This is a genomic window from Martelella alba (assembly GCF_006516955.1).
GTDB lineage: Bacteria > Pseudomonadota > Alphaproteobacteria > Rhizobiales > Rhizobiaceae > Martelella > Martelella alba.
The window spans coordinates 135,016-148,395 of sequence record NZ_VHLG01000010.1; the positions used below are offsets into that span (position 1 = coordinate 135,016).

At 60.2% G+C, this 13,380-nt stretch carries 14 protein-coding genes; 11 read left to right on the plus strand and 3 right to left on the minus strand.

What is annotated here, in order from left to right:
* The first annotated feature begins 40 nt into the window (after nt 1-40).
* From FJU08_RS15015 to FJU08_RS15035, 5 genes are read left to right on the plus strand one after another with little or no spacing between them, the layout of a single operon-like run.
* Nucleotides 41-1,642: an ABC transporter substrate-binding protein gene (locus FJU08_RS15015; RefSeq protein ID WP_141149833.1), complete on the plus strand. Its 1,602-nt coding sequence runs from the start codon at nt 41-43 to the stop codon at nt 1,640-1,642.
* A 44-nt stretch (nt 1,643-1,686) separates the two neighbouring features.
* Nucleotides 1,687-2,703: an ABC transporter permease gene (locus tag FJU08_RS15020; RefSeq protein WP_407943715.1), complete on the plus strand. Its 1,017-nt coding sequence runs from the start codon at nt 1,687-1,689 to the stop codon at nt 2,701-2,703.
* Nucleotides 2,700-3,626 (plus strand): ABC transporter permease, encoded by a 927-nt coding sequence (locus tag FJU08_RS15025; protein WP_141149835.1) that lies wholly within the window; start codon nt 2,700-2,702, stop codon nt 3,624-3,626. The genes FJU08_RS15020 and FJU08_RS15025 overlap by 4 nt, the downstream gene beginning before the upstream one ends.
* Entirely contained in the window at nt 3,623-4,480 is an 858-nt protein-coding gene (locus FJU08_RS15030; protein WP_141149836.1) for an ABC transporter ATP-binding protein, read from the plus strand. Before FJU08_RS15025 ends, FJU08_RS15030 begins: the two co-directional genes overlap by 4 nt.
* A complete protein-coding gene (locus FJU08_RS15035) occupies nt 4,477-5,232 on the plus strand; it encodes an ABC transporter ATP-binding protein (RefSeq protein WP_141149837.1) in 756 nt (251 codons plus the stop codon). Before FJU08_RS15030 ends, FJU08_RS15035 begins: the two co-directional genes overlap by 4 nt.
* A 44-nt stretch (nt 5,233-5,276) precedes the next feature.
* On the opposite strand, the gene FJU08_RS15040 is transcribed toward FJU08_RS15035, so the two are convergent.
* Both FJU08_RS15040 and FJU08_RS15045 read right to left on the minus strand, forming a co-directional pair.
* The gene (locus FJU08_RS15040; protein WP_210245243.1) at nt 5,277-6,476 is read right to left on the minus strand and encodes a M20/M25/M40 family metallo-hydrolase; all 1,200 of its coding nucleotides are present in this window, start codon (nt 6,474-6,476) and stop codon (nt 5,277-5,279) included.
* A gap of 76 nt (nt 6,477-6,552) precedes the next feature.
* The gene (locus FJU08_RS15045; protein ID WP_141149839.1) at nt 6,553-7,470 is read right to left on the minus strand and encodes a MurR/RpiR family transcriptional regulator; all 918 of its coding nucleotides are present in this window, start codon (nt 7,468-7,470) and stop codon (nt 6,553-6,555) included.
* Between the two features lie 117 nt (nt 7,471-7,587).
* Between FJU08_RS15045 and FJU08_RS15050 the strand changes: the two genes are divergently transcribed.
* From FJU08_RS15050 to FJU08_RS15075, 6 genes are all read left to right on the plus strand, one after another.
* Nucleotides 7,588-8,613, plus strand: a complete 1,026-nt coding sequence (locus tag FJU08_RS15050) for an ABC transporter substrate-binding protein (RefSeq protein WP_141149840.1) — start codon at nt 7,588-7,590, stop codon at nt 8,611-8,613.
* Nucleotides 8,614-8,709: 96 nt separating this feature from the next.
* Nucleotides 8,710-9,489, plus strand: coding sequence for an ABC transporter ATP-binding protein (locus tag FJU08_RS15055; RefSeq protein WP_141149841.1), 780 nt, complete (start codon nt 8,710-8,712; stop codon nt 9,487-9,489).
* Nucleotides 9,486-10,241: an ABC transporter permease gene (locus tag FJU08_RS15060; protein ID WP_141149842.1), complete on the plus strand. Its 756-nt coding sequence runs from the start codon at nt 9,486-9,488 to the stop codon at nt 10,239-10,241. The genes FJU08_RS15055 and FJU08_RS15060 overlap by 4 nt, the downstream gene beginning before the upstream one ends.
* Nucleotides 10,238-10,984, plus strand: a complete 747-nt coding sequence (locus FJU08_RS15065) for an ABC transporter permease (protein ID WP_141149843.1) — start codon at nt 10,238-10,240, stop codon at nt 10,982-10,984. Before FJU08_RS15060 ends, FJU08_RS15065 begins: the two co-directional genes overlap by 4 nt.
* Before the next feature lie 24 nt (nt 10,985-11,008).
* On the plus strand, nt 11,009-11,590 hold the full coding sequence (locus FJU08_RS15070; protein WP_235890739.1) for an AAA family ATPase: 582 nt from the start codon (nt 11,009-11,011) through the stop codon (nt 11,588-11,590).
* Nucleotides 11,587-12,177 carry a nucleoside 2-deoxyribosyltransferase gene (locus tag FJU08_RS15075; RefSeq protein WP_141149844.1) on the plus strand — a complete coding sequence of 197 codons (591 nt, stop codon included), beginning with the start codon at nt 11,587-11,589 and terminating at the stop codon, nt 12,175-12,177. The genes FJU08_RS15070 and FJU08_RS15075 overlap by 4 nt, the downstream gene beginning before the upstream one ends.
* Nucleotides 12,178-12,216: 39 nt before the next feature.
* Here FJU08_RS15075 and FJU08_RS15080 read toward each other — a convergent pair whose 3' ends face one another.
* Entirely contained in the window at nt 12,217-13,314 is a 1,098-nt protein-coding gene (locus FJU08_RS15080; protein ID WP_141149845.1) for a diguanylate cyclase, read from the minus strand.
* Nucleotides 13,315-13,380 lie beyond the last annotated feature (66 nt).

Genomic DNA, 13,380 nt, shown 5'->3' on the forward strand with positions numbered 1-13,380 from the left:
ATATATGGATTCAAAAGCTAACAACAAAGGGGAATAGCTTATGAAGATGATCTCGAAGGCCGCTCTGGCGGCCGGTGTAGCACTGCTTATCTCGACTTCGGCTCTGCCGGCACTGGCCAAGACGCCGGACAACATGCTGGTCATGGCGCTTCGGATTGATGACCTGATCACCATGGATCCGGCCCAGTCTTTCGAATTTTCCGCCGGTGAAATCAGCAACAATATCTATCAGTTTCTGGTCGCTTTCGACCCGCTCGATCTGAAGAAGGGTTTTCAGCCGTCGATCGCTGACAGCTGGGATGTTTCCGAAGACGGCAAGACCATCACGTTCAAGATCAAGGATGGGCTGAAATTTGCCTCCGGCAATCCGCTGACCGCCAAGGATGTTGAATTCTCGCTGCGCCGCGCCGTGCTGCTCGACAAGACGCCAAGCTTCATCCTGACCCAGTTCGGCTTTACCGCGGACAATGTCGATGAAACGCTGGTCGCCACCGACGACACGACCTTCAAGATGACGACTGACAAGCCCTATGCCGTGTCCTTCGTCCTGAACTGCCTGACCGCAAATATCGCCTCGATCCTCGATTCCAAGGAAGTCATGAGCCACGAGGTTGATGGCGACATGGGCAATGGCTGGCTGCGCGACCACTCCGCCGGTTCCGGCCCCTATGAGCTGACCTCGTGGAAGCCGAATGAAAGCGTCACGCTCAGCTTCAACAAGAATTACACCGGCGACAAGCCCGCCATGGAACGCGTCATCATCCGCAATGTGATGGAAAGCGCCAGCCAGCGCCTGATGCTGGAAAAGGGCGATATCGACATTGCCCGCAACCTGACGCCTGAAGATATCGCCGCCGTCAAGGATGAGGATGGCCTGAAGGTTGATTCCGAACTGCGCGGCCGTCTGATGTACTGGTCGGCCAACCAGAAGGGCGACGTGCTGTCGAACCCGAAGGTCGTTGAGGCGATGAAGTATCTCACCGACTATAAGGGCATGCAGGACAGCTTCCTTCAGGGTCAGTACACCACCCACCAGACCTATCTGCCCGCAACCTATCTCGGTGCCATCGACGACGCGCCCTATTCGCTCGACGTTGCCAAGGGCAAGGAATTGCTCGCCGAGGCCGGCTATCCGGACGGCTTCCCGCTGACGATCATCGTGCGCGACGCGCAGGAACGTATCGATATTGCCCAGTCGCTGCAGAACACCTGGGGCCAGGCGGGTATCAAGGTCGACCTTCTGGTTGGCACAGGCGCCCAGACCCTCGACAAATATCGTTCGCGCGATTTTGACGTCTATGTTGGTGCCTGGGGCCCGGATTATGCCGACCCGAACACCAATGCCAGCACCTTTGCCGCCAATCCTGACAATTCGCAGGAAGCCGGCAATACCGGTTATCTGGCATGGCGCAATTCGTGGGATATCCCGGAATATACCAAGCTGACGGAAGCTGCGACGATCGAAAACGACACGGCCAAGCGCGCCGCCATGTATGAGGACGAACAGCGCCAGTTCCTCAAGGACAGTCCGTTCGGCATCATGTTCCAGCAGATCGAGCAGGCTGCCATGTCTGACAAGGTCAAGGACTTCAGCATGGGCGCCGCCGTCAGCTCGGCAGCCTTCTGGCCGGTCACGAAGTAAGGATCGGCATCATGGCAAATCGGGGTGGGCAGCGTGAGCTGTCCATGCCGCCCATTGTCAGCAAGACCGTCTCCTTTCTGGTGACGGTCGTTGCGACGATGGTCGGTCTGTTATTCATCACCTTCGTCATCGGGCGGCTCATGCCGGTCGATCCGGTTCTGGCCATTATCGGCGAACGTGCCACCCAGGCCCAATATGATGCGGCCTACAAGGCACTGGGTCTCGACCAGTCGATCCTGACGCAGTTCTGGATCTACCTCAAGGACGTTGCCCACGGCGATCTCGGCCAATCCGTCCGCACGGGCCAGCCGGTGCTGCATGACATTGCCCGCTTCTTTCCCGCGACGCTGGAACTGGCGACAATCGGCACGATTATCGGTGTCATCATCGGCGTTCCGCTTGGCGTTCTGGCGGCTGTCAAACGCGGCAGCTTTGCCGATCAGATTGCCCGCTTCGTCGCACTTTTCGGCTATTCCATGCCGATCTTCTGGCTCGGCCTTGTCGGTCTTCTGATCTTTTACGGCATTCTCGGCTGGGTCGGCGGGCCAGGCCGGATCGACATCTTCTATGAGGATATGGTGCCGCCGGTGACCGGCATGATCCTGGTGGACAGCCTGCTCGCCGGCGAGACCGACATTTTCTGGAACGCGGTTTCCCACATCATCCTGCCAGCCTCCCTGCTCGGCTACTATTCGCTGGCCTATATCAGCCGCATGACGCGTTCCTTCATGCTGGAACAGCTCAATGCCGAATATATCACCACGGCGCGGGTCAAGGGTCTGTCGGAACGGCAGGTGATCTGGCGGCATGCCTTTGGCAATATCCAGGTTCAACTCATCACCGTGATCGCGCTTTCCTATGCCAGCCTGCTTGAAGGCTCGGTTCTGACCGAGATCATCTTCTCCTGGCCCGGCATTGGCAGCTACATCACCACCTCGCTGCTTTCGGCCGATATGGCCGCAGTTCTCGGCGGAACGATCGTGATCGGTCTGGTCTTCATCGGCCTGAACATCTTTTCCGATCTGCTTTACAGATTTCTCGATCCGAGGGCTTCGCGATGACAAATCAGGAAGTAGAAGCAAAAGGCTGGCGCGCCTGGCTGCTGACGGATGTTCCAACATCGCGCAACCACGCCCGCATGGTCTCCTGGTATCAGGGCTGGCTTTCGCTGAAACGCAACACACTCGCCATGATCGGCCTTGGCATTCTCATGGCGCTGCTTCTGGTCGCAGCCCTTGCACCGCTGATCGCCCCGCATGATCCCTTCTTTCAGGACCTGTCCAACCGGCTGGCCGCGCCCTTTTCTGCCGGGCATATTCTGGGGACGGATTCACTCGGCCGCGATATTCTGAGCAGGCTGATCTACGGTTCAAGGATCACGCTATATATCGTCGTTCTCGTTGCCCTGATTGCCCCCGCAGCCGGCCTGATCATCGGCACGGTCGCCGGCTATACCGGCGGCATCGTCGACACGGTGCTGATGCGTCTTACCGATATTTTCCTCGCCTTCCCGCGTCTGGTGCTGGCATTGGCCTTTGCCGCGGCACTGGGCGCCGGTATCGAAAATGCGGTGCTTGCCATCTCGCTGACTGCCTGGCCACCCTATGCACGCATTGCCCGCGCCGAAACGCTCACGATCCGCAATTCCGATTTCATCTCGGCAATCCGGCTTCAGGGCGCCGGTCCGATCCGCATCGTCACCCGGCATATCTGGCCGCTCTGCATTTCCTCGCTGGTCGTGCGGGTGACGCTGGATATGGCCGGCATCATCCTGACGGCTGCAGGCCTCGGCTTTCTCGGCCTCGGCGCCCAGCCGCCATCGCCGGAATGGGGCGCGATGATTTCGGACGGACGGAAATTCATTCTCGATCACTGGTGGGTTGCCACCATGCCCGGCCTTGCGATCTTCACCATCAGCCTGGCCTTCAACCTTCTGGGCGACGGTTTGCGCGATGTGCTGGACCCGAAGGAGAGCAGCCAATGAGCAATCTTGTCGAGGTTGAAAATCTCTGGGTCCGCTTTCCGACCCGCACCGGGATTTTTGATGCCGTGCGCGGCATCAGTTTCTCGCTCGGAAAGGAGCGGCTCGGCATTGTCGGGGAAAGCGGCTCGGGCAAATCCATGACCGGTCGCGCGCTTCTGCGTCTCATCCGCAAGCCCGGCATGGTCACGGCCGACCGGATGCAGGTGCTTGACCAGGACCTCCTCACCATGTCGGAAAAGGAGATGCGTGCCTTGCGCGGGCGCGATATTTCCATGGTGATGCAGGACCCGAAATTCTCGCTCAACCCGGTCATGACGGTGGGGCAGCAGATCGCCGAAGCCCTGCTGACGCACACCAAGCTGAACCGCAGCAAGACCCGCGAGCGGGTGCTGGAAATGCTCGAAGCCGTCGCCATCCGTGATCCGGAACGCGTCCATGATGCCTATCCGCACGAACTTTCCGGCGGCATGGGCCAGCGCGTCATGATCGCCATGATGCTGATCGCCGATCCGAAAATCCTGATCGCCGACGAACCGACCTCCGCACTTGACGTCTCGGTACAGATCCAGGTGCTAGAGATCATGGACAAGTTGGTGCGTGAGCGCGGCATGGGCCTGATCTTCATCAGCCATGATCTCCGTCTGGTGTCGAATTTCTGCGACCGGATCCTGATCATGTATGGTGGCCGGATTGTCGAAACCTGCGCTGCCGGTGCGCTGGAAGAGGCAAAACACCCTTATACCCGCGGCCTGCTCAATTCGATGCCACGGCTGGACATGCCGGAACGCCGGCTGGAAACGCTGAACCGCGACCCGGAATGGCGCAACGCCCCAAGTGTGAGTGGAATGCTATGAACGCGCTCGAAATCGACGATCTCTATGTCTGGTTCGGGCATGGACCGAACCGTGTCGAAGCCGTCAAAGATGTGTCTTTCGTCGTCAAGAAGGGCGCCAGTTTCGGGCTGGTCGGCGAAAGCGGCTCCGGCAAGTCAACCGTATTGCGTGCCATTACCGGCCTGATCGATACGGTGGACGGAACCATGACGGTTGCGGGCAAACAGCTTTTGCACAAGCGCAGCCGCCAGTTCTACAAGACCGTGCAGATGGTGTTTCAGGACCCCTATGCCTCGCTGCACCCGCGCCAGACCATCGATCAGGTTCTTTCCGAAACGCTCGGCCTGCACGGGTTTCGCGATAATGTCGACAAGCGGATCTCAAAGCTTCTCGATGATGTCGGTCTGGGATCAGGCTTTCGCTTCCGCTATCCGCACCAGCTTTCCGGCGGTCAGCGCCAGCGCGTGGCGATTGCCCGCGCTCTGGCGCCGGAGCCGGAAATCCTGCTTCTCGACGAGCCGACCTCAGCGCTTGATGTTTCGGTGCAGGCAGAGATCTTAAACCTGCTGGCCGATCAGCGCGCGGAACGCAACCTCACCTATGTGATGGTGTCGCACGATCTTTCAGTCGTCGGCCATATGTGCGAAACCGTCGCCGTCATGCAGCATGGACAACTGGTCGAACTGCTGGATGTCGACGCCATGCGCCGGCAGGATGCCAAGGAAAGCTATACCCAGCACCTGCTCGAAAGCAGCATGCATTATCGCAGCTGACGCACAACAGGCATCGCCGCATGGCGATGCCTCCCGCACTTGCTTCACCCTTCAAAAAGCCCGGCCGTGCCGAGAATGGCCGCAAGCCCCGCCTGAAGCCCCTTCGCAGATGCTTCTGGTTCGACGTCGATCCATTCATCCAGCGAATGGGCGCGTCCGCCGTCACCACCGGTGCCAAGGCTGATCGCCGGAATGCCGAGGCTCATCGGAATATTGGCATCGGTGGAGGAAAATTCCGGTCCGGCTGCAAAGCCGAAAGCCTGAAGCGCCGCCGTCGTCGCCGTCACAATCCGCGCATCCATGGCCGTGCGGCCCGCCGGCCGGTCGCCGATCCGCTCCGCCTTTGCGACAATCTCGCCAGCTTCCGTATCACCGCGCGCATTTTCGCGCGCAACTGCTTCGCCGATCAGCTGGTGCAGGCGCGCATCAAGCGCGTTCAGCGCCGCAGCATCCTCGGACCTAAGATCAATTTCAAGCCAGACCTGTTCGGGAATGGCATTGATCGAGGTTCCCCCGCCCAAAACAGAAGCGCAATAGGTGGTGCGCGGATCTGAGGGAACCTCCGTCTCCGACAGGCCCGTGATCACATGGGCCAGCGCATGGGCCGGATTGACCGTGCCGAAGGCCATCAGCGAATGGCCACCCGGCCCGGTGAAACTGACATGATAGCGATAGGAGCCAACCGCACCGGTGACGATCCGGTCGAGACTGATGCCATCCATGGTGAAAAAGGCGGAGATCTTCTCACGGTAAATGCTCTCGCTGAAGAGATGGCGGATGCCGCGCAGATCGCCCTTGCCCTCCTCGCCGACATCGCCGACGAAAAGCAGATCGCTCTCCGTCTCGATCTTCGCCGCGTCAAGGCTGCGGATGAAGGTCAAAAGCGTGGCAAGGCCGCGCGTGTCATCACCGACGCCGGGAGCGAAGAGCTTTGTGCCTTCGCGCCGGACGGTGCAATCGGTCCCCTCGGGAAAGACCGTGTCGAGATGAGCGGCGATGGCGATGAGGCCGCCATTACCGCGCCCGCGTCTCACCCCCGTGACATTGCCGATCGCATCGCGCCCGACCTCTTCCAGGCCAAGTGCGCTAAACATCGCCTCATAGGCCTCGCCGCGCTTGTCTTCCTTGAAAGGCGGCGCCGGGATCTCCGTCAGCGTGATGATGTCTTCGATGAAGCGGTCATGATCCGATTTCAGAAAATCCGCCGCCGCCCTGAACGCGTCGGATGCGAGAATGCTATCCATTTCAAACATAAGCCCCAAACCTTCATGCTCTCATTCTTGAAAATATTGCTACCGCTGCTGTTGGACAAAAGCCCTGTCAGTCATGCTTGCCCCAGTGACCGCCCTTGGCTGCCATATAGGCATAGCTTTCTTCGACAAACTGGCGGTTCTTCTCGGCAATGGCCGGTTTCAGGCTGTTGACGGCGGCAACAAGACCTTCAACGACACCGGCAATCGCGGTCGACGATGGTGGGTTGAAATCGTGATGCGCGGAGACGAACAGGCTTTCGGCGGCAAGGGCTGCCAGCGGCGAACCAAGCCCGTCGGTAATACCGAGCACCGGTGTGCCGCGATCATGGGCATATTCGACCAGCTGCAGCGTCTCGCGGAAATAATGCGGGAAGGCAATACCGATTACGAGATCCTTCGGGCCGTAGTCAACCAAATGCCGCAAGGCGCCGATGGTACCCCCGCCACTTTCGACCGTTCTGACCGGCGTGCCGAGATTGGAAAGTCCAATCGCCAGAAGGCCGCCGAGATGGGCGGAAAGATCGAAACCGGCGATGAATATCCGCTCCGCCCCGAGGATCAGCCGCGCCGCCCGCATGATCGTTTCTTCCGGAATCATGCCGAGCGTTTCTTCCAGATTGGCGATATCCTCCTTCAGCGAAGCCTGAAACACCGTGGCCGGTGTCGGCTTTGCCGCAAGCTTGCGCTCCATCCGGGTGAAGGGCTCCAGCAGCGCCTCGAAACCGGCAATCAGCTCGGAGCGGAATTCGGGATAGCCCTCATAGCCAAGTGTCGTGGCAAAGCGGTTGGCCGTCGCCACCGAGACATCGATCAGCGCCACGGCATCATGCACGCTCAGCCGTGCCACATGCAGCGGCTCGGAAAGCACCAGATCTGCGAATTTTCGCAGCGCCGCCGGCATGGCCGGATAGGCCTCGGCGATCTTGCGCGCCACCGGCGTATCGGCAGGCAGGCGTGCACGTCTTTGGTCTCGCGGTTGTTTCATCTTGCCTCCGTTACCGGATCATGTAACTATTGTAACAGAGACGCAAAAGAAATATAACAAAACATACATCGTCTCACCCGCTTCTCTCCCTTTCCTCCTACAGGGTTCCGATTGCCAATGACACAATTTCCTTCGTTTTCCCGCCGCTCCTTCATCGCCCTTGGCGGTGCGGCCATTGCCGGTCTTGCAGCGCCGCGCCTTTCCTTTGCCCAGGGCCTGACGCCGGTTACGACTGCGCTCGGCTGGATCCCGAATGCCGAATATGCTGGCCTCTGGGTCGGGATTGAAAACGGCTATTTCGCGGATGAAGGCATCGACATCAAATATACACCCGGCGGTCCGAATGCGCCGGGCGTGCTCGTACAGCTGGCCGCCGGTCAGGCCGATTATGCCGGCGGCGACTGGGTTCCGCTGTTTGAAGCCATCAATCGCGGCAATGATTTCGTTGTTCTGGGCGCGGCCTTCCCGCAGAGTCCGGCAGCTTTGATGTCGATGGCCAAGGATCCGATCAAGACCCCGCAGGACCTGGTCGGCAAGAAGATCCTCAGCCAAATGCCAGCCGACAAGAACACCATTGATTTCGTGCTGAAGCAGTCTGGCCTGCCGCAGGAATTCGAACTGGTGCCGACCGGCTTTTCGCCCGAACCGCTGCTTGCAGGCGACGGCGATGCCTATATGGCCTTTGCCACCAACCAGCCGATCACCTTCGAGCAGATGGGTCTGGTTGAGGGCAAGGACTTCTTCGTCACCATGTTCTCCGATCTCGGCTATAACGTCCCGGCCGGCCCGATCGTCGCCTCGCGCGCCTATGTCAAGGAAAACCGCGATCTCGTCGTCGCCTATCTGAAGGCGCTTGCCCGCGGCTGGATTGAAAACGGCAAAGATCCGAGCGTCGGCGCCAAGCTGGCGGTTGAAAAGTTCGGCGCTGATTTCGGCCTCAATATCGATCAGACCACCCGCCAGAGCGAGCTTGAAATGCCGCTCATCACCGCACCGGGTGCACCCGGCCCGTTCTGGTTCGACGCAACGCTGGTCGACACCAATTGCGCGCCCGTTGCCGCAGCCGCCGGTATCGAAAATATCCCGGCCGCTGCCGATATCGTTGATCTCGGCCCGCTGGAAGAAGCGCTGAAACAGCTCTGACGCTGAGACAGGATCCGGCAGCTCCGCCCGTCGCAGCTGCCGGTATCCTTCCTTTTGAACCCGCATCCTGCGGAACGCCATAATCCGGAGCTGGCCTTGACCAAGACCGCCGCCATTCGCCTGGCCGATGTCGCCAAACGCTTCCGTCTCGATGACGGGCGCGAACTGACCGCGCTTGAATCCATCAATGTCGACGTGAAAGAGGGCGAATTCGTCGCCATTCTCGGTCCCTCCGGCTGCGGCAAAAGCACGATCCTGCGCCTGGTCGCAGGGCTTGAGGCCGCCAGTGAGGGCACCGTCGAAATCGAGCAGTCAACGCCGAAGGCGCTGTCCGCCGATCACCGGCTTGGCGTCGCCTTTCAGGACCATGCGCTGCTCCCCTGGCTTTCAATTGAAAAGAATGTCGAACTGCCGTTCCGCGTTGCCGGCAAGCCGGTCGACAATGCCCGTATCACCGAACTCCTGGACCTTGTCGGCCTTACCGGCTTTGAAAAGGCTCGTCCGAGCCAGCTTTCCGGCGGCATGCGCCAGCGCGCGTCCATCGCCCGCGCACTGGCTCTCGAACCCGATGTTCTGCTGCTTGATGAACCTTTCGGCGCCCTTGATGCCGTGACCCGCCGGCATATGAATGTCGAATTGCAGCGGATCTGGAGCGCACGCACGCTGACGACGCTTTTGGTCACCCATTCCGTCGATGAAGCGCTGTTTCTCGCGGACCGCATTCTGGTAATGAGCGGCCGTCCGGGCCGGGTGATCCGCGACCTCGCCGTGCCCTTTGCCCGCCCGCGTGATCCTTCAGTGATGCGCTCGGCCGAATTCCACCATCTGGTCGATGAACTGACGCTGGCGCTGGAACCCGAAGGGCATCGGCCATGAGACCTGCGCTCGCCATAAGGCGTTTCCTGCCGGGCGTTCTTGGCGTCGCCGTTTTTCTCGGTGGCTGGCAGTTGATCGGCGTCTACCGGCTGGCCGGTTTCACCTGGCCGACGCTGACCGCCGTGCTTGCCTATCTCTTCGATCCGGCCCATCACACGCTGATCGGTCGGGCGGCAGCGGCAAGTTTCTCCTCCGTCCTGATCGGCTATGGCCTCGGCATCGTCATCGGTCTTGGCATCGCCATGATCGTCCGGCTTTTCCGCCCGGCGCGCGCCGGGATCGATCAGCTGGTGGCGGTAATCCATGCAACCCCGGCCATCGCGCTCGCCCCCGTCTTCATGGTGCTGCTGCCGCGCGACAGCATTCCACCCGCAATTGCCTCACTCGCGGTTTTCTATCTCGTCTATGTCGCCACCACGTCGGGGCTGGAAAGCGCCCATCGCGCGCATCAGGATCTTTTTTCCGTGCTCGGCGCAAAGCCCTTCACCCGCTTTGCCCGGCTGGAATTTCCGGCCGCCCTTCCGGCCATCGTCTCAGGGCTGAAACTTGCGGTTCCGGTCGCCTTCATGGGCGCGATTGTCGGGGAGTGGTTCGGTGCCTCGCGCGGCCTCGGCCTCCTGATGATTTCCGGCATGCAGAATTTCCAGATCCCGCTGCTCTGGTCCGCCGTGCTGGTCGCAACCGTCACCTCACTGGTCGCCTACGGGCTGATGGGGCTTGCCGAACGCGCGGTGCAAAGGAGGTTCGGATGAGGGTGCTACGCCGTTTCCTCGCCCGCAACTGGTCCATCCTTGCCGTGCTTGCCGCGTGGGAAGCCTGGGTGGCGCTGGCCGAACTCAATTCCATTGTTCTGCCCGGCCCCATGCCTGTCGCCCGTGATATTGTCAGCAATCCGGGGCTTTATCTCGCCAATGCCGGACAGACACTGTTCACGGCCGCGGCTGGCCTTCTCATCGGTTTCGTGCTTGGCATTCTGGTGGCCGTTCTTGCCTGGTCGTCGCGGCTGCTATCCGGCATGCTGACACCGATCGGTCTGATCTTCTCCTCGATCCCGATCGTGGCGCTGATCCCGATCATGGCGCGGGTTCTCGGCTACGACATTTCCACCGTCGTCGCCATTGTCGCCGTCTCGGCCTTCTTCCCGACCTTCGTCTTCACCGGCGCAGGGCTTGCCGAACTGCCAAAGGGTGCACCCGATCTCTTTGCCGTATTTGGCGCCAGCCGCTTCCAGCACTTCGCCCGTCTTGTCCTGCCGTCGGCTGTGCCGAACATGATGATCGCTTTCCGGCTGATCGTCCCGGAGGCGGTGCTGGCCGCCATTCTCGCCGAATTCCTGATGGGGCGTTCAGGGCTCGGCTATCTCTTTCGCGAGGCGACCGGTCGCTTTGCCATGGAGCGTGCCCTTGGCACATCGCTCGTGGCCGCCGTCGCCGCGATCATCTGCTTCTTCCTTGCGCAGCGGGCCGAACGTGCCATCAGAGCACGCTGGTCGTAAGCGCCGCAACCAATGGAGACTATCATGATCAAGGTTCAACAACCGCCGGATCCCTGGCAGCGCACGACCACGCATAGCGGCTTTCCGGCCGATGAGGTGATCTCGGCACTGCAGAAATGCCTGCGACGCGGCATGCTGGAAAATGCCATTCTGCTGGGCTGGGAAATGTTTCTCACCAGCCCGGAAATGGAAGAAATGCTGTGGTCACGCCTCTGCGTGATCGCCGTGGAAGACGTTGGAACCGGCAATGTCAATCTGCCGGTGATCGCCGAAACGCTCTATCAGCAGCACAAGCGCTATCCGCGCCCGATCGGCGACCGCTTTCTGTTTGCCGCCCATCTGATCCGCCTGATTGCCGGGTCCGAAAAAGAGCGTACCTCGGATGATCTCGTCAACTGGGCCCGCCGCTCGATGGAACTTGGCGAGTGCCTTCCGGAAATCCCTGATGTCGCCCTCGACATGCATACGAAACGCGGCCAGGAAATGGGCCGGGACTACCGTTTCTTCATGGAGGAGGCCTCAAAGGTCATCCCGGAAAAGAACGGACGTGACACGACCTGGCGCAAGTGGATCCTTGGCGCCCTGGATGCGGGCAAGCTTGAATGAGTGCGCGCAAGAAAGTCTATATCGCCGGACCTGACGTCTTCTTCCGCAACGCCTCTGACGTCATGCGGATCAAGGGCGAAATGGCGCTGGAATATGGTTTTGATCCCTCCACGCTGGCGGAAGACGACCTGAACCCGGAAGGCCTTTCGGCCTTCCGCTTCGGCGTCGCCATCGGCCTTGCCAACGAGGCAAAGATGGATGAGGCCGATTTCATCATCGCCAACCTTACGCCTTTTCGCGGCATCTCAGCCGATATCGGAACGGCTTACGAGGTTGGCTATATGCGCGCGCAGAAAAAGCCGGTCTTTGCCTATTCCAACAGTGGCCGGGATTATTTCACCCGCCTGACCGGCGATTTCTACAGCGGCAAGCCGCTGGAAAAGATCGATGGCGTGACCCGCGGCCCCGACGGACTGATGGTCGAAGATCATGGTATGGCCGACAATCTGATGCTGGATACGGCTGCCGTTGAAAGCGGCGGTGCCTTTATCTGCGAAAATGTCGCAAGTGACGATATCCTCGGCGACCTGTCGGTCTATCGCAAATGCCTCGAACAGGCCCGGGCATATTTCGACAAGATCGCCTGACGGCTCCACGATGACCCTGCCCGGCACAACCGGGCAGGGTCATGCCTCTTCCAGCAGGAAAGACCGGTTCCGGCCTTCGGCCTTTGCCCGATAAAGCGCACGATCCGCTGTGTCGATCAATCGGCTGAGCCCTGCCGGTGTTGCCGGATGCGCAGCGACACCGATGCTTACAGTCACCGAGAACAGCTCGCCTTCCGCATTGAACGCGGTCTGCGCCACCTTTTCGCGAATGCCTTCGGCAACCGCAAGGCCCCGCCGCGAAGGACAATCGGGCATGATAATGACAATCTCGTCGCCCCCGAAACGGACAGCCAGATCACTGCGCCGCACCCGCCGCGAAACGATACCGGCAATTTCTCTCAGCACATCATCGCCAAGCGGATGGCCATAGCTGTCATTGACCGCTTTGAAATGGTCGACATCTATCAGCATCACGGCAAAGACCGTATCAGTTTCAAAGGAACCGGCGTGCCATGAATTAACGAGCCTATCGAGCTGCCGCCGGTTCTTCAGCCCCGTCAGCGGATCGGTCATCGCCGCCATGCGCAGTTCGCCATAGCTGTCTTCAATGCGATCTTCCGCCGCTAAAACCCCACCCATGATCACCGCACCGGCGACATTGCTGACCGTGATTGCCAGCCATGTCGACTGCAAAAGCGGTAAAACGGTCGCGGCCGGCAGAAACGGAAAGGGTGTTACGAAGGTGACAGACAAAGACAGGCCCAGAAGACCCAGCCCGATCAGATTATGCTGCGGGCCCTTCAGCAAGCGGTAAACCAGTCCGGCCGCCAGAGAGATCATGATCGAAAGGACTGCGGTCTCGACCCCCGCTCCGCCGATCAGAATACGGGCGATCGTGACGATGACCGCCGAAAGCAATCCCGCCCAGAAGCCGCCAAACACCGTCGCCAGCGCCACCATGACATTGCGGGCATCAATGATGATGCCCGGCGAAATCTCCAGCGGATTGATCATGCTCGCAACCGCGCCAACCGCAAAGGCAAGCCCCGTCGCGAGACCTGACCAGCCCGGGCGGAGCGTGGAATGGCGGATCATCCGGTAAATCAGCACCACCACAGCGGCAATGCCGAGCTTGCCGAACAGGGCGGCAATCAGGGAAGGGTCTGCCACGATCATGATTGAGGGTATCGATTGCTCTTGAGGGTTACATTCGGGACAGTGCGACACGCGTGCACATGGCAA